Genomic DNA, 16,927 nt, shown 5'->3' with positions numbered 1-16,927 from the left:
TCAGTTTCATAGAATGTCCTGAAAAAAGAAGAGGCCCGCCGAAGCGAGCCTTTTGCGATGTGATATAGTTCAGTCGTTTAGGACAGTTTCAGTCCGAAAACGTCTTGGTGATTGTCCCAGGCTGATGGCAGGTATTGAGTCATGATGAGGCCTGCATCTTTCGCAGCGGCGACTAACCACTCGCGCGTCGATAACGAAATTCCATACTCAACTTTCCACCCAGGATAGCGCCTGTAGCCGTAACCGCTCTCCTCGGCCTCGGCATAGATTGCGGCCTGATCCTCGGTCGGCAGTCCATACATCCAACCAGATTTTTCTTTCAGCCGGCCGCCAACGAGCTCACCGTGAGACGTGACAACGGCTATTCCATCCGGAGATAAATGCCTTTCAAGGAAACGGAAGAATTTTCTGGTGTCCTCAGCAGAAAGGTGGGTTATCAGAGAGCCTACCCATATCAGTTCGAATTTCCGGCCAAAGTCGACTTTGTCGAAATCCTCGCTAGACGGTAAGCTAACCGCATCAAACGTTCTGGCGCAAAAATCCATCCCATCCTTATTTAGGTCGGAGACGAACATATCCGCGCTCGGCCACTCATTCCGCATATGTCGGGCAACGCGCCCGTGGCCGCAAGGGATGTCGAGGATTGATGAAACCGAACTGCCGCCAACTATCTGCCGGATCGCCTCCAGTGCAGATGCACCGACAGAAAAATATCGCTCATCTGAACCATCGAACATTTGGTCAGATGAAGAAATCTCCATATTCATCGATTGCTCCAACGTTGATTGCGTAAGCAAAATCCATAACAACTGGCAAGTGTGCAGTACAGCCGGAAGTTACTCTTCCGCGTTTTCCACATTTGGCGATGGAGCGGGAAGCACGACATAGTGGCCGTCAATGATCGCCTCAAGCGGTGGTAAATGCGATGAACGAGGATTTCCCGCCTATCGAACAGGAATGGAGAAGTGCGCTAGGGGTTTTTGCCGTCATACTTGGCGGCATACTGCTGATCATCGCTGGTTTTTGGTTGGGAGGTCCTTGATTTCAGCAGAGGCGCGTCACACCGAACGGCTGGAATTCATAGCCGTAGTCGATCCTGGCGTAGGGGGATGGTTGCAGGATAGCTTGCTGCGTAAGTTGTAGTTGGATAGGTTGCGCCCCAAAGCCAATAGGATCAGATTTTATGCACGCCGCCCAAAAAGAAAGCGTCTATTTCTCGTACCGAGGGTACTGCCCTATTTGCGAAGCAGAGGCGGTATTTACCTCGAAAAATGAGTGGTTTCGAGACAATCTGAAGTGCGAAACATGCGAGGGAGGCTCACGCCCTCGCGCCCGGGCTTTGGCTCTCATCCTCACCGAGATGCGGCCGAACTGGCGTGATCTGGCGATCCATGAGAGCTCGCCGGCTCCAGAGGGTATTTCCCTTAAGTTGAAGCGCGAGGCCTCGGCCTACGTCGCATCACAATACTATCCAGACCATCCGTTCGGTTCGACCATAGACGGCTTTCAGAACGAAGATTTGGAGCGGCAGACATTTGCCGACCACGTCTTTGACGTGGTTGTGACGCTCGACGTCATGGAGCACGTTTATCGGCCGGATCTCGTCTTTTCTGAAGTATTCCGAACTCTTAAGCCCGGCGGCCTGTATCTTTGCACCTTCCCGGTTCGAAAATACCAAGTCGATGGCTGGGAACGGCGTTTCACCAAGTCCGATGATGGCGAAACCATTCATCACAAAGAGCCGGAGATCCACGGCAACCCGATCGATGGGTCCGGCTCTATCGTGACAGTGGATTATGGCTACGACATTCACCAACAGATAGCGCGATGGGCTCCCTTCGACGTGCGCGTGCATCGCTTTTCGGACCGATTGCACGGCATCATTGGAGAGTACACCGAGGTCTTCGCCTGCAAGAAGCCGCTATAGCGTCGCGGCAGCCGGGAAGAAGTCATCGATCTGCTGACCGATGAAACCCATGGTGTTGATTATGCCATCCAGCGAAGCAGGCGGGAATTGCTTGATGTCGCTGGGGGTGACGTGCTCGGGAAGATGGGGACCAGTTGTTGAATTCTTGTCCATCGGTCGGAGTTGGAGCGATTGGGCAGCAAGTCAATGCGCAACAAGGTTCTACCGACAGCAGTTTCGTGTTGCAGCCGTGTTGCAACGAACAGCCGACAATCCTAGCCAATGCACTGAAATCAATGAAAATATGTTGCAACGGTCTGCAACACGTAATGCCGCCAATTACCCAAGGGTCTTCCCATTAAGGTATTGATTTAATGGGAAGAAATATTGGCTGGGGAACCTGGACTCGAACCAAGATTAACGGAGTCAGAGTCCGTCGTTCTACCATTGAACTATTCCCCAACGACCGCGACGCGATGAAACCCTTCGCGGTGAAGGCTGCGCCTCTATAATAGAATTCGTCGCGGATGCAAATAGTTTAACGCAGGCAAATGCATTTTTTTGGCAAGGCTCGACAAAAGCCTTGGATCATGGCCTCCTGGAGCGCCTCGATAGCGATCATTTACCAGCGCAGCAGGCGCCTGCCCGCGACATAACCAACCGCCGTCACCATGGCGATGGCCAGTGGATACCAGAGCAGGACGAAGAGCGGGCTGTCGTCCGTGCAGTTGGACGCATAGAACGTGGCGGCGATGCCGCTGGCGGCAAGCCCGGCGACCGCGCCGGCGACTCCCGGCTTTTCCGGCGCCCCTTGGCGCAGCGCGAAGAGGAAGCAGGCAAGCGGGCCGATCGACAGCAGCGGAATGATCGTCAGGCAGAAGCGCGCATTATGCCCCATCATCCGCCCACCCCAGCTATCGGCCGGCATGACCATCATTTCAATGATCGCGGCGACGGCAAGCAGCAGCGGCGCGGCGAGAAGCGTCCAGCCCCAGGGACGCAGCGACACGCCGGGGCGGCCGATGCGGAAGACGATGGTGCTCGCGGTGACGGCAAGCGCAATCGTCACCACGAATTTGAACAGGAAACGGACCGTTTCCATCGCGCTGCCGATGTCGGCGCGAAAGCCGATCGCCGCGAAAAACATCGCGCCGCTGATCAGAATACCGCCGATGGCCGCAAGCGTCAGCGCCTGTCCGATCCGCGTGCGGACCGGCGCGTCTTGCGCCAGAAGATGGATGAGGTCATCGGTTTTCACTGTTTTCACTCCGATACAAGGCGGCAAGCGTCTTCAATGCGCGATGCAGCGCCACGCGCACCGCACCTTCAGTCATCTTCAGCCGGTCGGCGGTCTCGCGCACGCTGGTTCCCTCAACGGAAATCGAACGCACGATGGTCCGCTGCGGATCTCGCAATTGCGCCAGCATACGGTCGACATCGAGCCGATCCAAGGCGTCCGTCTGTTCTTCCGCTTCCAGACTATCGATGACATCGTCGATCGGCACTTTCACATGCCGCCCGCGCCGCCTCAGGCTGTCGATCAGCTTGTTGCGCACGATCGTCGATATCCACGGCCCGATGGGGCGCGACGTATCCCATGTTCCGCGCTTCAGGTGAATGGCCAACAATACTTCCTGGATCACGTCCTCGGCCTCACTCGCCGGCGCGCCAAACTGGTCGCAACGCCGCCGTGCCATGGCGCGCAGATATGGCGTGACGGCGGACAGGAAGCGATGGTAGGCCTGCGCATCGCCGTCTATGGCGGCACGCATCCAGACTGCCCACTCCTCTTCGCGCGCCGAATGTTTCACCCGACATTCCCCTCTACGCGCGGCCGCACGATTTTGTTACCGGCAATGACCATGTTTTCTCAAAATCCTCCCCGGATCAGATTTCAACCGAAGCGCCCGCATTGACGATTGGACATTATTCGAGAATTTGCCAGAGCAATGCATGAAAAGAACGTGCTTGCCCGATCAAGCACACGTTATCATCCTTAAGCGTGGATGCAGTTCTTACCAAAGCCGAGCGCTCCTCTCGTCCCTGATATACTAGGCTGTCCCCTCCGGGGCTCGGGCGGCATCCAAGAAAAATTTCGCGGCATCTGTAATATTCGCCGCGGCGGCTCCGTAGACGTCAGTGCAAGCCAATCACGGCTGGCACCTATTACGGAGACAGATCTATGAAAAACAGCATCCTCACCCTGGCTATTGCCGGTTCGCTTGCCTCAGCGCTCGCATCCGTCGTCGCTGCTCCGGCTTCCGCCACTGACAGCATGTCCAAGGAAAAGTGCTACGGCGTTGCCATGAAGGGCCAGAACGATTGCGCCGCCGGCAAGCATGACTGCGCCGGCAAGTCGACCATGAGCTACGACAAGATGTCCTTCAAGCTTGTCCCGACCGGCACCTGCACCACCATGAAGACACCCAAGGGTCACGGCTCGCTGACCCCGGCCTGATCCATTCGTCGGCTTATCATCCGAACCACACGATAACCGGAGTTTGTCATGACCAAAGTTCCCGCAGTCGCCTTCGCAGCCTCGGTCGCCACAGCGCTGACGCTGATCGTCAGCGTTCCCGCGGCCTCCGCGGCCGATGCCAAGGAGAAATGCTACGGCATCGCTCTCAAGGGTCAGAACGATTGCGCTGCCGGTCCAGGTACCACCTGCGCCGGCACATCGAAGACCGACTACCAGAAAAATTCCTGGAAACTGGTTCCGGCAGGCACCTGCGAAACGATCAAGACGCCGAACGGCCATGGAACCCTGGCCCAGGGACCGGCACCGGTCTGATAGAAGCGAGCAATGACGGGCGGCGCTATCTCGGTCGCGCCGCCGTCTCCCAAAATCAACGAGGTCCGTCATGAAACCCTCAGAGCTTCCCCACCGCGCCGGCGTCGGCTTCAAGCCCGAGCATTTTTCCGCCATCGATGCTGCTGCGCAGCCGGTCGGCTTTTTCGAGGTGCATGCCGAAAACTATATGGGTGCCGGCGGACCACCGCATGCCAAGCTCAGCAAGTTGCGCCAGGATTATGCGCTGTCGATCCACGGCGTCGGCTTGTCGATCGGCTCGATGCAGCCGCTCGACACGGATCACCTCGCTCGCCTGAAGATCGTCTGCGACCGCTACGAGCCGGAGAGCTTTTCCGAGCATCTCGCCTGGTCGACGCACGACACGACGTTTCTGAACGATCTCCTGCCGCTGCCCTATACAGAGATGACGCTCACCCAGGTCTGCGCCCATATCGACCAGGTGCAGACACTGCTTGGCCGGCAGATGCTGCTCGAAAATCCGGCCACCTACTTGCTGTTTGAGGAAAGCACGATCGACGAGACCTATTTCCTTGCCGAGATCGTCCGGCGCACCGGCTGCGGCCTGCTGCTCGATGTCAATAACGTCTTCGTCGCCTCGACCAATCACCACATGGACCCACGCGACTATCTCGCCCGCTTTCCGGTGCAAGGAGTGCGCGAAATTCACCTGAGCGGTCATTCCGAAACCGTCGATGACGCCGGCGCGCCGCTTTTGATCGACAGCCACGACACGCCGGTCAAGGATCCCGTCTGGGCGCTCTATGAAGAGCTGATCGCGCGCACCGGGCCGATTGCCAGCCTGGTCGAATGGGACAACGACGTCCCCGAATGGCCAGTTCTCAAGGCCGAGGCGGAGGCGGCCGGTGCCATCCTGTGCCGCGCCGCCGAACGCCGGGCGGCATAGGGAGCAACCATGTCCGTCACCACCCAGAGCGAATTCGCCGCAGCGCTCCTCGATACGGATCGTGCCCTTCCTGAAGGGCTTTTTGCCTGGAACGCTCCTCAACCGGAGCGGCGCTTCGACGTCTACCGCAATAATGTCGTGGTCGGACTGATCGGCGCCCTCGCCTCGCGTTTTCCGGCCACCGAAAAGATCGTTGGCAAGGACTTCTTCGCCGCCATGGCACATGAATTCATCCGGCTGCATCCGCCGCGATCACCGCTGCTGCTCGCCTATGGCGAAGACTTCGCCGATTTCGTCGGAACCTTCGATCCGGCCCGCGACATCGACTATCTGCCCGATGTCATCCGTCTGGAGGCAGCGCGCAGCAAGGCTTACCACGCCGCCGATACCGCGCCGCTCGACCCCGCTTTGCTGGCGGCGATCGAACCGGGACGGCTCGCAAGCCTGACTTTCACGCAGCATCCGTCCGCCTCGATCCTGTGCTCGCCCTTTCCGGTTGTCACCATCTGGGCGATGAACGCCGGCGAGATGGAGCTCGGCCCGATCGATAATTGGAGCGGCGAGGATGCCCTCGTCGTGCGGCCGGAGATGACGGTCGAGATACATCGGTTGCCGGCAGGCGGCGCCGCTTTTCTCGAAACGCTCGCCGCCGGCGCCGATCTTGCGGCAGCCATGGAGGCGGCGGTTGCCACAGCGCCCGACTTCGATCTCTCAGCCAATCTCGCCGGGGCGCTTGCCGCCGGCGCATTCACGACTATTCGCTAGACGCCGTTCAGGAGAATCGCCATGCCAGACCAGACAATGACGGCCGTCACGGCCGAACGCGAAACCGTGCCGCAAAGGCTCTATCGCACTCTCAAATTGCTAGACCGCATTCCGCATGACCTGATCGCGCTGATTGCGCGCCTGTCGATCGCCGCCGTCTTCTGGCAATCGGGTCAGACCAAGGTCGACGGCTGGCATGTCACCGACAATGCCGTCTATCTCTTCCAGACGGAATACAGGCTGCCGCTCGTCGATCCCTGGATCGCCACCCATATCGCCGCCTTCAGCGAGCATTTCTTTCCGCTTTTGCTGATAATCGGTCTTGCCAGCCGGCTGTCGGCGCTGGCGCTGCTCGGCATGACGCTGGTGATCGAGATCTTCGTCTATCCCGATGCCTGGCCGACGCACGGCACCTGGGCCACCTGCTTCCTGGTGATCATCGCCGCCGGGCCGGGCCGCATCGCCATCGACCACCTGATCGCCCGGCATATCCGCCGTGGCGTGTAGCGACGGATGTGAGACATCACTGGCATTGCCTAGGCAATGGTGTTCAGGCAATGCCGGTGGTTGGTAATCATCTACTTGAGAACCGGCTCTCCATGGAACCGGCGCTGCGACGGCTTCGAGACGCCGAAGCCCACTTCCATCATCAGACGCGGCTTTTCCGTCGGCACCGTGCCCATGTGGAAGCCGAAGGGATCCTCGCCGAAGCCGAAGCCGGCCTTCCCAGTCAGCGTGACGGTGCTGTCCTTGCCGTAATAGCCGAGAACCTCATCCGCGGGGTGGCCGACCATAAGCGTCAATTGATGCTTCATGGCGCGCCGCCTGTGGCTGCCTTTGACGAAAACATGCGGCCCGGTGCCTTCATCGACATCGACGAGATTGAAGAAGAATTTCAGCATCCGCCAATCGTCGAGATCGAAATGAAACTTGTCGAGCGAGGCCATGCTTCGATCCGCCTCGGAGGCCTGCGTCGGAAAACTCCACCAGACGCGGGTCGTGATCACCTTGGCCTGCCCCCCGAGATAATGTTTGGCCACATCGGTGAGCAGCGGATCGCGCTGTACCGCCAGGACGGCGTCGCAATCGAGCGAGCGCTCGAAGAAATGCCCGCTGAGAAGGGGTCGCCCGAATTGCGTTTCCGCTTGCGCGTGCTCCGGCGCGATGAATTCGAGTTTACGGTTGAAATTTCCGAAGCAGCCCGTGGTGCGCGCGAACTCGGCAATATCCTGATGGATATTATCCGGCAGGGTGAGGCCGGAAAACAGCCCGTCTGTCCGCAGCGCGTTGACGACCGCATCGCATTCGATCCCGGTGAACATGGATGTACCGGAAGCGGGGCGCGCCACCGGCCGCCTGGTCGCCGCCCAGTGCATGCGCCGAAACGGCAGCGTCCGAGCGAGCAGAAACATGGGCAACCAGGCCGGATTTTCCCTCAAATCGGTCAGGTAGGTCGGTATCCGGACGGCCATCCGCTTGAAACGGCCACCTCGTCGGGCGATGGACTCCAGGTCATTTGCCGGAGGATTGTGCATAGGTATCCTTTCCGCACATGTGCGAACCCATGACAACAGGCCCAACACCCCTGTTGAATAGTCCGTTCAAACATACTCATTCATTCAGTGCAGCAAGACGCATGTTGCACTGCGGCAAATAGAAGCCTGCGGGCCATGGTCAAGGGGTTGGAAATACACAATCGCGATTCATTTAGAAGAATCTGCAGCGCTGACACGCTCCGATTTTACAAATATTTTCAATGGCTCACGGATCAGTTGTTAAACGATGCCCAGCGGCCTGATCGTGGCGCAGCCGGCGGCGGACATATCGTGCCATGAACGCAACTGCGGCATGATTTGTTTGCCATTGCTTAGAACAACATCGTTACGACCATTTACAGCGAACAGACGACCGGTGGAGATTGGGCGAAAGGAAACGGCTTTATGACGAGGCCTGTCTCAACAATCCGGTTACAGTCACAATCCTGTTCCGATCATTGGCTAGATGAACGAAAAATTGCAAACGAGGGCCGCACATGACTGAGACAAAGACCGTTGATCCGACCGAAGGCATCGTCGACTTCGACGCCGGCGAGGGCGAAGCGGCAACCGTGGTGGAGATGGACGACTATACCAAAAGCCTCGCCCAGGCGAAGGCCAAGTCGGTCAAGCTCGTCGATGCCATTACCGGCCAGACTCTGAAGAAGAAGGATGCCGTTCACGTCGATGACCTCCGCCCCTCGCTGGCGGACTTCATGCGGTTGAAACATCCCGACCTTCGCGCCGACGACTATATCAGCCGCAAGGCGATGGACGATTATCGCGCCCAATATATCGCCGAGCTTTTGACGGACGAGCGCGGCGAGCTTTCCAACCTCGAGGACGAGGTCGTCGAAAGCCTGAAGACGCATGACACGCTCGCCGAGAACATTGAGGAAGACTACGAGGATCACCGCTCCATCGGCGACCGCATGGCCGACATCGTCGCGGCGTTCGGCGGCAGCTGGACCTTCATCATCTCCTTCTGTCTGTTTCTGGCCGTTTGGATGGGCATCAATGCCCTCATGGGCGAAAACAAGGCCTTCGATGCCTACCCGTTCATTCTTTTGAACCTCATCCTCTCGACGATCGCCGCCCTGCAGGCGCCGATCATCATGATGAGCCAGCGCCGGCAGGAGGCCAAGGACCGGCTGCGCGCGCTTAACGACTACAAGGTCAACCTGAAAGCCGAACTGGAAATCCGCCACCTGCACGAAAAAGTCGACCATCTGCTCAATCGCCAATGGGAGCGCCTGACCGAAATCCAGCAGATCCAGATCGAGATGATGCTGGAACAGGCGAAAGCTGCCACCCGCGCCATGAAGGTCAGCAAGGCGTCGAAAGCAAAGACGAGCGCGCTGAAGAGCCTGTTCGGAAGCAAGGCCAAGGCGGCGGAAACCGACGATTCGGAGGAGTAGAGGCCCGGGAAAAGCCTTGCTCATTGACATCCGCGATCGTTGTGACACCGTTCAGGACGGCATCCTGAACAACAGGTCGAGGCAAAATGGGCGAGCATTCACAGGCCGTCATCACCACCGCCGAAGAGCGACCACTTGAAGAGTGGAACGATCCATCCCGCGGCAGAATATCCTGGCACACGCTTTTCAGCAGCGACAGAACCCCGACCGACAGCATGACGGCGGGCGTCGCGGAGATCGCACCGGGCAGCGGCGCCCTTCAGCCCCATCGGCACGAACAGCCCGAGATCTACTTCATTCTCGAGGGAACCGGCATCCTGACGGTCGACGGACGCGAAACGGCCGTCACCGCCGGCACAGCCGTCTTCATCCCCGGCAACGCGGAGCACGGCATCCGAAACGATTCCAACGTAAATTTGAAGCTGTTCTACGTGTTTCCTACCGGCTCCTTCGAGGATGTGGTCTATCGCTTCGGGGCGGATTGACGAGCCGGGTGACGTAGGTCGGGTCTGTTGCGGGATTTCAAAGCATTCTAACGAATGGTGCGTAGGGCCGCTTTGATTGATCGGCTTCGATCTACATCGGCATAAATGGCGGAGAGGGTGGGATTTGAACCCACGATGCCCTTGCAGGCATGCCGCATTTCGAGTGCGGTGCATTCGACCACTCTGCCACCTCTCCGGTTATGCTGGTCGGCGCGTTTGGAGCGCGGCGTTCTCATAGCGAGAGACGACAGGGATGGCAAGGGTGAATATTCAAGCTTTTCATCCTTTTGCCTTGACAGATCTGAGGCCCTTATGTATCCCCGCAACGCAATAGGTGTGGATAAGTCCGTACCTTGGCCGCCTCGCTCTGTGCGGGGCTTCACCGGCAGATCTTTCTTGAGGCCGCAAGCCTTTGAAATCCCTGCTAAGTTTCGACTGATAAAAAGACGGCCATTTGTCCTTCGGGACAAGAGAGCCGGAACGAACATGAAAGGATAAAAAATGTTCGCAGTCATCAAGACCGGCGGTAAACAGTACCGCGTGGCAGCCAACGACGTGCTGACCATCGAAAAGCTGGAAGTTGTCGCCGGCGACACCGTAGAATTCACCGAAGTCCTCGTTATCGGCGAAGGCGCCGACGCTGCGATTGGTGCTCCCTTCGTCAAGGGCGCTTCCGTCAAGGCCGAAGTGGTCGAGCACAACCGCGGCAAGAAGGTTATCGCCTTCAAGAAGCGCCGCCGTCAAAACTCGAAGCGTTCGCGCGGCCATCGCCAGCATCACACGGTTGTCCGCATCACGGACATCGTGGCTGCCAAGTAAGATCACGGGACAAGGTTTAAAGGAGAACTCCAATGGCACACAAAAAAGCTGGCGGTTCGTCGCGCAATGGTCGCGATTCGCAATCCAAGCGCCTTGGCGTGAAGAAGTTCGGCGGCGAAGCCGTCATCGCGGGCAACATTATCGTGCGTCAGCGCGGTACCGAATGGCATCCGGGCACCAATGTCGGTCTCGGCAAGGATCACACCATTTTTGCGCTTACGGCCGGCAATGTGAACTACCGTACGAAGGCCAATGGCCGCGTGTACGTGTCTGTCATGCCGAAAGCGGAAGCAGCGGAATAACCGGTAGCGCTCGAAAACAGCCGGTGTCTCATTGACCCGGCTGACGCATCAGGTTCAGTCAAGAAAAGGGGAGATGGGGCACCATCTCCCCTTTTTCTTTACCCTCAAGGAGGACTGAACCATGCAAGGCGAATTGTTAAGGGAAGACCAATCAAGGTCTCCCGAAGAACGGCTGAGGCCGGAGCGGTTAAGGACCGATTGCCCTGTCTTGTTATCGGAAAGGCTCGTTCTGCGCGCGCCCCACGAAGAAGACATTGACGCCCTTGCCCATCTTGCCAACAACGCCAACGTCGCCACTATGGTATCGCGTATGCCGCATCCGTATACGACCAATGATGCCGCCGATTTCGTGCGACGCACGAAACTTGGCGAGATTGGCAAGTGCGTCTATGCGATTACCAAAGCCGACAACGGCGCCTTTCTCGGTTGCTGCGGCGTCGAGCCGACAGCTGACCCGGAGACCGTCGAGATCGGCTATTGGCTGGGTGAGCCCCACTGGAACCAGGGATATACGACGGAAGCCGCCCATGCCCTGATCGACATGGTCTTCCGCACGCGCGAAAACGTCGCCCAGATCGATGCCCGTTGCCGGGTCATGAACGTCGCTTCGAGACGGGTCGTGCAGAAGTGCGGCTTCCAGTTCCAGGGATCCGGCCTTGCCGCGTCGCTGGCGCTCGGCAGCACGGTGTCGGTCGAATGGTATCGGCTCGACCGCAAGACCTGGATGTCGCTCAGAAGCTGGGGAGGTCTGAGATGAACGCCCTCGCCCTTCCCCGCCGCGACGTCAGGATCCTGACACCCGGACCGACCCCGATCATCCAGACCGAGCGGCTGACATTACGTCCGCATCGGCTGAGCGATGCCGATGCGATCACGGAATCCCTGTCGGACTTCGCTGTTACACGCATGCTCGCCCGCGTGCCGACGCCCTATGACCGGCAGGATGCGCTGGACTGGCTGGTCCAGCACACAGCCGGCCTCGACACAGGCTGGGATCTGGCCGTCACCGAGAAAGACGATGTCCATATCGGCATGGCCGGCATCGATCTCAGGCATGGCCGCTGGCATCTCGGCTACTGGCTGAACCGCTACTACTGGCGGCGCGGCATCATGGGCGAAGCGGTCGGGGCAACGCTTGAGCGTTTTGCCCGCCGCATGCCCGATGTCGCCGTGTTCTCCGGCATCTTTGCCGACAACCCGGCCTCGTTGAAGCTGCAGCAGAAGCTTGGCTTCGAGATCATCGGCTGCTCGGAGGTCTACAGCTTTGCCCGCAACACCATGGTTCCGCATATCGAAACCGTGCTGAAGCCGGGCGCGCTGCGGCTCTCACGGCCGGCGTGAAGCCCTGAAAATCAGTCATCGCCGGTTCCGCCGGCGATGACATACCATCCATCTATCTCTATCCGCTGGATGTGAGATCGGAGGCGTCGGCAGAATTGATCGCATGATCCTTGATGTTATGGGTCATCGACCGCACGATAGTCTTTGACCTCCGGCTGAACCGCCTATATCGAAGGCGACATGACGGGCAAATGACCGCACCGCATATCCCAGCGAATATGCAAAGGGCGCGGTAACTATTGAAAAGAGCGCGTGGGCTTTCCCCAATCCCGTTCGATCCGGGAAAGTCATGCGCCGATACCGAGTGACGGACGCAACATGAAATTTCTCGACCAAGCAAAAGTCTATATCAAGTCTGGTGACGGCGGCGCGGGCAGCGTCTCCTTCCGGCGCGAGAAATTCATCGAGTTCGGTGGACCCGACGGCGGCGATGGCGGCCGAGGCGGCGACGTCTGGGTCGAGGCCGTCAACGGGCTGAACACGCTGATCGATTTCCGCTTTCAGCAGCATTTCAAGGCCACCATCGGCACGCACGGCATGGGCCGCAACCGCGCCGGTGCCAAGGGTGCCGACGTCACGCTGAAGGTTCCGGTCGGCACGCAAATTTTCGAGGAAGACGAGGAAACGCTGATCTGTGACCTGACGCGGGAGGGCCAGCGCTATCGCGTCGCCGCCGGCGGCAATGGCGGCTTCGGTAACGCCTATTTCAAGTCCTCGGTCAACCAGGCACCGGATTGGGCCAATCCCGGCCTGCCGGGCGAAGAAAAGACCATCTGGCTGCGGCTGAAGCTGATCGCCGATGCCGGCCTCGTCGGCCTGCCGAATGCCGGCAAGTCGACATTCCTGGCCGCCGTCACCCGCGCCCGGCCGAAGATCGCCAACTATCCCTTCACCACGCTACACCCCAATCTCGGCGTCGCCACCATCGACGGCCAGGAATTCGTGCTGGCTGACATTCCCGGCCTGATCGAAGGCGCCCATGAGGGCGTCGGTATCGGCGACCGCTTCCTCGGCCATGTCGAGCGCACCCGCGTGCTGCTGCATCTGGTCTCCGCCCAGGAAGAAAAGGTCGGCAAAGCCTATAAGACCGTGAAGCACGAACTCGAAGCCTACGGCAACGAGCTTACCGACAAGCCGGAGATCGTGGCGCTGTCACAGATCGACGTGGTGGACGAGGAAACGCTGAAGAAGAAGAAGCGCGAACTGGCGCGGGCCTGCGGCAAGACACCATTCCTCATTTCCGCTATCACCGGCAGCGGCATGACGGAAGTGCTGCGCGCTTTGCGCGACATCATCGTTGAAGCCAACGGCGGCGCTGGGCAGGAAGCGCCGATGAAGGCACTGAAGGTGCGCCATCGCGATATGCAGTCCTCCGACAATGAAGGCGAAAGCGAGGACAACAGCGATCGCGATGACGAGGAGCAGCAGGGATGACTGCCCGCAAGTCGCTCGATCGCTACCGCCGCATCGTCATCAAGATCGGCTCGGCGCTTCTCGTCGACCGCAAGACCGGCTTGAAGAAGGCCTGGCTCGACGGCATGTGCGCCGATATCGCCGCGCTGAAGGCCAAAGGTGTCGATGTCCTCGTCGTCTCCTCCGGCGCCATCGCGCTCGGGCGCTCGGTGCTCGATCTTCCCTCCGGTGCCTTGAAGTTGGAAGAAAGCCAAGCGGCAGCCGCCGTCGGCCAGATTTCGCTAGCGCGTGCCTGGTCGGAAAGCCTGTCGCATGACGATATCGTCGCCGGCCAGATCCTGCTGACGCTCGGCGATACCGAGGAGCGCCGCCGCTATCTCAACGCGCGCGCCACCATCAACCAGCTTTTGAAGATCGGCGCCGTGCCGATCATCAACGAGAACGACACGGTCGCCACCAGCGAAATCCGCTATGGCGACAATGATCGCCTGGCCGCCCGCGTCGCCACCATGACCGGCGCCGACCTGCTGATCCTGCTGTCTGATATCGACGGGCTCTATACCGCCCCGCCGCATCTTGATCCGGAAGCCAAGTTCCTGGAAACAATCGCCGACATCACGCCCGAGATCGAGGCGATGGCCGGCGGTGCGGCCTCGGAACTGTCGCGCGGCGGCATGCGTACCAAGATCGATGCCGGCAAGATCGCCACGGGTGCCGGTTGCGCCATGATCATCGCGTCGGGCAAGACCGATCGTCCCTTGAACGCCATCGCAAACGGCGCGCGTTCCTCCTGGTTCGCACCATCGGGCACGCCCGTCACCGCCCGCAAGACCTGGATTGCCGGACAGTTGCAGCCGGCCGGCGAACTGCATGTCGACGAGGGTGCCGTCACAGCACTCGGCGCCGGCAAGAGCCTGCTGCCCGCTGGCGTGCGCAAGGTCACCGGTCATTTCGGCCGTGGCGACACCATTGCTGTCATCGGTCCCTCGGGCCGGGAAATCGCCCGTGGCCTTGTCGGTTACGATGCCGAGGAAGCCCGCCAGATCACCGGCCGCAAGTCGGCTGAGATCGAGGCGATCCTCGGCTATGCCGGCCGCGCCGCCATGGTGCACCGCGACGACCTCGTCATGACCGCGTCCGTCAAGACGAAGGCCGAAAAACTGAAGAAGGATGAAGCTCATGCTTGATACTGTCGCACAAAGCCCCGACATCGATGCGCTGATGAATGATATCGGCCGCAAGGCCCGGGCTGCGTCGCGACCGTTGGCATTCGCTTCGACCGAGAGCAAGAACAGGGCGCTCGCCGCCATGGCGGACGCCATTCTCGCCCGCAAGGATCATATCCTCGCCGAGAATGCCAAGGATCTGAAGGATGTCGAAGGCACCGATATCCTCGCCTCCTTCGTCGACCGCCTGACACTCACTGAAAAGCGCGTCGCCGAGATGGCCGAGGGCATCCGCGCCATTGCCGCGCTGCCGGATCCGGTGGGCGAAGTCATCGCCGCCTGGGATCGGCCGAACGGGTTGAAGATCGAGCGCGTCCGCACGCCGCTCGGCGTCATCGGCGTCATCTTCGAAAGCCGCCCGAACGTTACCGCCGATGCCGGCGCGCTGTGCCTGAAGGCCGGCAATGCCGTGATTCTTCGCTGCGGCAGCGATTCGCGCCGCTCGTCGCAGGCGATCCTTGAATGCCTGGTCGAGGGCCTGAAGGCAGCCGGCCTGCCGGAACATGCGATCCAGCTCGTGCCTGTCACCGACCGCGCTGCTGTCGGTGCCATGCTGCGCGGGCTGGAGGGCACAATCGACGTCATCGTGCCGCGCGGCGGCAAAAGCCTGGTGGCGCGCGTGCAGAGCGAAGCCCGCGTACCGGTCTTCGCCCATCTCGAAGGCCTCTGCCACGTCTATATCGACGCCTCCGCCGATCTCGATATGGCCAAAGCGATCGTCGTCAACGCCAAGATGCGCCGCACCGGCATTTGCGGCTCCGCCGAAACGCTGTTGGTTGACGCCAAGGCGGCGCAGACACATCTGAAACCCTTGCTTGATGGGCTGACTGAGGCCGGCTGCGAAATCCGCGGCTCCGCCGAAGTGCTCCGCCTCGTGCCGGGACTGAAGGCAGCCACGGAAGAGGACTGGTCGACGGAATATCTTGACGCCATCATCTCGGTCACCATCGTCGATGGCATTTCCGGCGCGATCGACCATATCAGCAGATATTCGTCCAATCACACCGAAGCGGTGATTGCCGAGGACCCTGCAGTGGTCAAGCGCTTCTTCACCGAGATCGATTCGGCGATCCTGCTGCACAATGCCTCGACGCAGTTCGCCGATGGTGGCGAGTTCGGCATGGGCGCGGAAATCGGCATCGCCACCGGTAAGATGCATGCGCGCGGGCCTGTCGGCGTCGAGCAGCTCACCTCCTTCAAATACCGCGTGCACGGCACCGGACAGATACGGCCCTGACGTGCTGAAAGAAGAGATCGATTACCACCATCTGCGCATGCCGCATGCCGAACGCGGCATGGTGGTCGGTCTTTTCGGCGGGTCCTTCAATCCGCCGCACCAGGGCCATGCGCTGGTGGCCGAAATCGCCATCCGCCGGCTTGGCCTCGACCAGCTCTGGTGGATGGTGACGCCGGGCAATCCCCTGAAGAGCCGCAACCATCTGGCGCCGCTTGCCGAGCGCATCGACCTTAGCGAGGCGATCACCCACGATCCGCGCATCAAGGTAACAGCTTTCGAGCAGACGCTCGGCATGAGCTACACGGCCAATACGCTCGCCTACATCAAGGCGCGCAACACCCATGTCCATTTCATCTGGATCATGGGCGCCGACAGCCTCAATACGTTTCACCGCTGGCAGAAATGGCAGGAGATCGCCCGCACCTTCCCGATCGCCGTCATCGACCGGCCGGGATCGACGCTGTCCTATCTCTCCGCGAAGATGGCCAAGACGTTTCAATATGCCCGCGTCGACGAAGACGATGCCCGCGTTCTCTGGAAGAAGCGGGCGCCCGCCTGGACCTTCATCCATGGTCGGCGTTCGACACTAAGCTCGACGGCCTTGCGCGCCGCGCAATAACGGCATCCGCCAGGATCAAGCCAGATTTTCAGGAAAAACCTCCAGAAATGAAAAGCCCGACGGGGGAGGAGATCCGTCGGGCTTTCAAACCTGACCAGCAACAGGGAGGAGGAGAGTTGCCGATCGTTATCGGAAGGCATTGGGA

21 protein-coding genes and 2 tRNA genes are annotated in these 16,927 nt (G+C 59.8%); 16 read left to right on the top strand and 7 right to left on the bottom strand.

Annotation, left to right across the window (positions count from 1 at the left end):
- Positions 1-77: 77 nt before the first annotated feature.
- The gene (locus RRH01S_RS26155; RefSeq protein ID WP_042475279.1) at positions 78-767 is read right to left on the bottom strand and encodes a class I SAM-dependent methyltransferase; all 690 of its coding nucleotides are present in this window, start codon (positions 765-767) and stop codon (positions 78-80) included.
- Between the two features lie 416 nt (positions 768-1,183).
- Between RRH01S_RS26155 and RRH01S_RS26150 the strand changes: the two genes are divergently transcribed.
- A complete protein-coding gene (locus RRH01S_RS26150) occupies positions 1,184-1,927 on the top strand; it encodes a class I SAM-dependent methyltransferase (RefSeq protein WP_042475277.1) in 744 nt (247 codons plus the stop codon).
- On the opposite strand, the gene RRH01S_RS34690 is transcribed toward RRH01S_RS26150, so the two are convergent.
- The 4 genes from RRH01S_RS34690 to RRH01S_RS26135 form a co-directional block, all read right to left on the bottom strand.
- Complete coding sequence (locus tag RRH01S_RS34690; RefSeq protein WP_174018542.1) at positions 1,922-2,080, bottom strand: hypothetical protein; 159 nt, start codon at positions 2,078-2,080, stop codon at positions 1,922-1,924. The genes RRH01S_RS26150 and RRH01S_RS34690 overlap by 6 nt on opposite strands.
- 214 nt (positions 2,081-2,294) lie before the next feature.
- Positions 2,295-2,368: transfer RNA gene (locus tag RRH01S_RS26145), tRNA-Gln, on the bottom strand.
- Between the two features lie 160 nt (positions 2,369-2,528).
- Positions 2,529-3,164: an NrsF family protein gene (locus tag RRH01S_RS26140; protein WP_042475273.1), complete on the bottom strand. Its 636-nt coding sequence runs from the start codon at positions 3,162-3,164 to the stop codon at positions 2,529-2,531.
- Positions 3,151-3,717, bottom strand: coding sequence for a sigma-70 family RNA polymerase sigma factor (locus RRH01S_RS26135; RefSeq protein ID WP_042475271.1), 567 nt, complete (start codon positions 3,715-3,717; stop codon positions 3,151-3,153). Before RRH01S_RS26135 ends, RRH01S_RS26140 begins: the two co-directional genes overlap by 14 nt.
- Positions 3,718-4,088: 371 nt before the next feature.
- Between RRH01S_RS26135 and RRH01S_RS26130 the strand changes: the two genes are divergently transcribed.
- The 5 genes from RRH01S_RS26130 to RRH01S_RS26110 all read left to right on the top strand — a co-directional run bounded on the left by RRH01S_RS26130 (position 4,089) and on the right by RRH01S_RS26110 (position 6,894).
- On the top strand, positions 4,089-4,364 hold the full coding sequence (locus RRH01S_RS26130; protein ID WP_007698920.1) for a BufA1 family periplasmic bufferin-type metallophore: 276 nt from the start codon (positions 4,089-4,091) through the stop codon (positions 4,362-4,364).
- Positions 4,365-4,412: 48 nt separating this feature from the next.
- Complete coding sequence (locus tag RRH01S_RS26125) at positions 4,413-4,697, top strand: BufA1 family periplasmic bufferin-type metallophore (protein WP_007698917.1); 285 nt, start codon at positions 4,413-4,415, stop codon at positions 4,695-4,697.
- Between the two features lie 70 nt (positions 4,698-4,767).
- Positions 4,768-5,622, top strand: a complete 855-nt coding sequence (gene bufB, locus RRH01S_RS26120; RefSeq protein ID WP_042475267.1) for an MNIO family bufferin maturase — start codon at positions 4,768-4,770, stop codon at positions 5,620-5,622.
- A 9-nt stretch (positions 5,623-5,631) separates the two neighbouring features.
- Positions 5,632-6,387 (top strand): HvfC/BufC N-terminal domain-containing protein, encoded by a 756-nt coding sequence (locus RRH01S_RS26115; RefSeq protein WP_042475264.1) that lies wholly within the window; start codon positions 5,632-5,634, stop codon positions 6,385-6,387.
- A 21-nt stretch (positions 6,388-6,408) separates the two neighbouring features.
- Positions 6,409-6,894, top strand: coding sequence for a DoxX family protein (locus tag RRH01S_RS26110; protein ID WP_042475261.1), 486 nt, complete (start codon positions 6,409-6,411; stop codon positions 6,892-6,894).
- A 71-nt stretch (positions 6,895-6,965) separates the two neighbouring features.
- Here RRH01S_RS26110 and RRH01S_RS26105 read toward each other — a convergent pair whose 3' ends face one another.
- Complete coding sequence (locus tag RRH01S_RS26105) at positions 6,966-7,922, bottom strand: phytanoyl-CoA dioxygenase family protein (protein WP_042475257.1); 957 nt, start codon at positions 7,920-7,922, stop codon at positions 6,966-6,968.
- Positions 7,923-8,419: 497 nt separating this feature from the next.
- On the opposite strand from RRH01S_RS26105, the gene RRH01S_RS26100 reads away from it, so the two are divergent.
- Together RRH01S_RS26100 and RRH01S_RS26095 are read left to right on the top strand one after the other, a co-directional pair.
- Positions 8,420-9,340: a DUF1003 domain-containing protein gene (locus tag RRH01S_RS26100; protein WP_007698896.1), complete on the top strand. Its 921-nt coding sequence runs from the start codon at positions 8,420-8,422 to the stop codon at positions 9,338-9,340.
- Between the two features lie 86 nt (positions 9,341-9,426).
- Entirely contained in the window at positions 9,427-9,825 is a 399-nt protein-coding gene (locus RRH01S_RS26095; protein WP_007698893.1) for a cupin domain-containing protein, read from the top strand.
- 106 nt (positions 9,826-9,931) lie between these two features.
- Here the strand turns inward: RRH01S_RS26095 and RRH01S_RS26090 are convergent.
- Positions 9,932-10,021: transfer RNA gene (locus tag RRH01S_RS26090), tRNA-Ser, on the bottom strand.
- Positions 10,022-10,326: 305 nt separating this feature from the next.
- On the opposite strand from RRH01S_RS26090, the gene rplU reads away from it, so the two are divergent.
- The 8 genes from rplU (at position 10,327) to RRH01S_RS26050 (ending at position 16,782) form a co-directional block, all read left to right on the top strand.
- Positions 10,327-10,644, top strand: a complete 318-nt coding sequence (gene rplU / locus RRH01S_RS26085; RefSeq protein ID WP_007698856.1) for a 50S ribosomal protein L21 — start codon at positions 10,327-10,329, stop codon at positions 10,642-10,644.
- A gap of 32 nt (positions 10,645-10,676) precedes the next feature.
- On the top strand, positions 10,677-10,946 hold the full coding sequence (rpmA, locus tag RRH01S_RS26080; protein WP_007698853.1) for a 50S ribosomal protein L27: 270 nt from the start codon (positions 10,677-10,679) through the stop codon (positions 10,944-10,946).
- Positions 10,947-11,067: 121 nt separating this feature from the next.
- Positions 11,068-11,703 carry a GNAT family N-acetyltransferase gene (locus RRH01S_RS26075; protein ID WP_007698850.1) on the top strand — a complete coding sequence of 212 codons (636 nt, stop codon included), beginning with the start codon at positions 11,068-11,070 and terminating at the stop codon, positions 11,701-11,703.
- Positions 11,700-12,287, top strand: coding sequence for a GNAT family N-acetyltransferase (locus RRH01S_RS26070; RefSeq protein WP_042475254.1), 588 nt, complete (start codon positions 11,700-11,702; stop codon positions 12,285-12,287). Before RRH01S_RS26075 ends, RRH01S_RS26070 begins: the two co-directional genes overlap by 4 nt.
- Before the next feature lie 318 nt (positions 12,288-12,605).
- Positions 12,606-13,721, top strand: a complete 1,116-nt coding sequence (obgE, locus tag RRH01S_RS26065; RefSeq protein WP_037219321.1) for a GTPase ObgE — start codon at positions 12,606-12,608, stop codon at positions 13,719-13,721.
- Positions 13,718-14,887 carry a glutamate 5-kinase gene (proB, locus tag RRH01S_RS26060; RefSeq protein ID WP_007698833.1) on the top strand — a complete coding sequence of 390 codons (1,170 nt, stop codon included), beginning with the start codon at positions 13,718-13,720 and terminating at the stop codon, positions 14,885-14,887. Before obgE ends, proB begins: the two co-directional genes overlap by 4 nt.
- On the top strand, positions 14,880-16,163 hold the full coding sequence (locus tag RRH01S_RS26055; protein WP_042475431.1) for a glutamate-5-semialdehyde dehydrogenase: 1,284 nt from the start codon (positions 14,880-14,882) through the stop codon (positions 16,161-16,163). Before proB ends, RRH01S_RS26055 begins: the two co-directional genes overlap by 8 nt.
- A gap of 37 nt (positions 16,164-16,200) precedes the next feature.
- Positions 16,201-16,782 (top strand): nicotinate-nucleotide adenylyltransferase, encoded by a 582-nt coding sequence (locus tag RRH01S_RS26050; protein ID WP_012652975.1) that lies wholly within the window; start codon positions 16,201-16,203, stop codon positions 16,780-16,782.
- Positions 16,783-16,927 lie beyond the last annotated feature (145 nt).

Origin of the sequence: Rhizobium rhizogenes NBRC 13257, from assembly GCF_000696095.1 — a bacterium.
In the GTDB taxonomy this organism is placed as follows: domain Bacteria; phylum Pseudomonadota; class Alphaproteobacteria; order Rhizobiales; family Rhizobiaceae; genus Rhizobium; species Rhizobium rhizogenes.
The sequence above is the reverse complement of the archived record's forward strand: the minus strand, read 5'-3'. Positions and strand labels throughout refer to the sequence as shown.

Bases quoted from the DNA above. Each gene is read 5' to 3' on its own strand.
- rplU (WP_007698856.1), top strand. From the start codon at position 10,327: ATGTTCGCAGTCATCAAGACCGGCGGTAAACAGTACCGCGTGGCAGCC.
- RRH01S_RS26125 (WP_007698917.1), top strand. From the start codon at position 4,413: ATGACCAAAGTTCCCGCAGTCGCCTTCGCAGCCTCGGTCGCCACAGCG.
- RRH01S_RS26150 (WP_042475277.1), top strand. From the start codon at position 1,184: ATGCACGCCGCCCAAAAAGAAAGCGTCTATTTCTCGTACCGAGGGTAC.
- rpmA (WP_007698853.1), top strand. From the start codon at position 10,677: ATGGCACACAAAAAAGCTGGCGGTTCGTCGCGCAATGGTCGCGATTCG.
- bufB (WP_042475267.1), top strand. From the start codon at position 4,768: ATGAAACCCTCAGAGCTTCCCCACCGCGCCGGCGTCGGCTTCAAGCCC.
- RRH01S_RS26055 (WP_042475431.1), top strand. From the start codon at position 14,880: ATGCTTGATACTGTCGCACAAAGCCCCGACATCGATGCGCTGATGAAT.
- RRH01S_RS26050 (WP_012652975.1), top strand. From the start codon at position 16,201: ATGCCGCATGCCGAACGCGGCATGGTGGTCGGTCTTTTCGGCGGGTCC.
- obgE (WP_037219321.1), top strand. From the start codon at position 12,606: ATGAAATTTCTCGACCAAGCAAAAGTCTATATCAAGTCTGGTGACGGC.
- RRH01S_RS26155 (WP_042475279.1), bottom strand. From the start codon at position 767: ATGAATATGGAGATTTCTTCATCTGACCAAATGTTCGATGGTTCAGAT.
- RRH01S_RS26110 (WP_042475261.1), top strand. From the start codon at position 6,409: ATGCCAGACCAGACAATGACGGCCGTCACGGCCGAACGCGAAACCGTG.
- RRH01S_RS26105 (WP_042475257.1), bottom strand. From the start codon at position 7,922: ATGCACAATCCTCCGGCAAATGACCTGGAGTCCATCGCCCGACGAGGT.
- RRH01S_RS26100 (WP_007698896.1), top strand. From the start codon at position 8,420: ATGACTGAGACAAAGACCGTTGATCCGACCGAAGGCATCGTCGACTTC.
- RRH01S_RS34690 (WP_174018542.1), bottom strand. From the start codon at position 2,080: ATGGACAAGAATTCAACAACTGGTCCCCATCTTCCCGAGCACGTCACC.
- RRH01S_RS26115 (WP_042475264.1), top strand. From the start codon at position 5,632: ATGTCCGTCACCACCCAGAGCGAATTCGCCGCAGCGCTCCTCGATACG.
- proB (WP_007698833.1), top strand. From the start codon at position 13,718: ATGACTGCCCGCAAGTCGCTCGATCGCTACCGCCGCATCGTCATCAAG.
- RRH01S_RS26095 (WP_007698893.1), top strand. From the start codon at position 9,427: ATGGGCGAGCATTCACAGGCCGTCATCACCACCGCCGAAGAGCGACCA.
- RRH01S_RS26130 (WP_007698920.1), top strand. From the start codon at position 4,089: ATGAAAAACAGCATCCTCACCCTGGCTATTGCCGGTTCGCTTGCCTCA.
- RRH01S_RS26070 (WP_042475254.1), top strand. From the start codon at position 11,700: ATGAACGCCCTCGCCCTTCCCCGCCGCGACGTCAGGATCCTGACACCC.
- RRH01S_RS26075 (WP_007698850.1), top strand. From the start codon at position 11,068: ATGCAAGGCGAATTGTTAAGGGAAGACCAATCAAGGTCTCCCGAAGAA.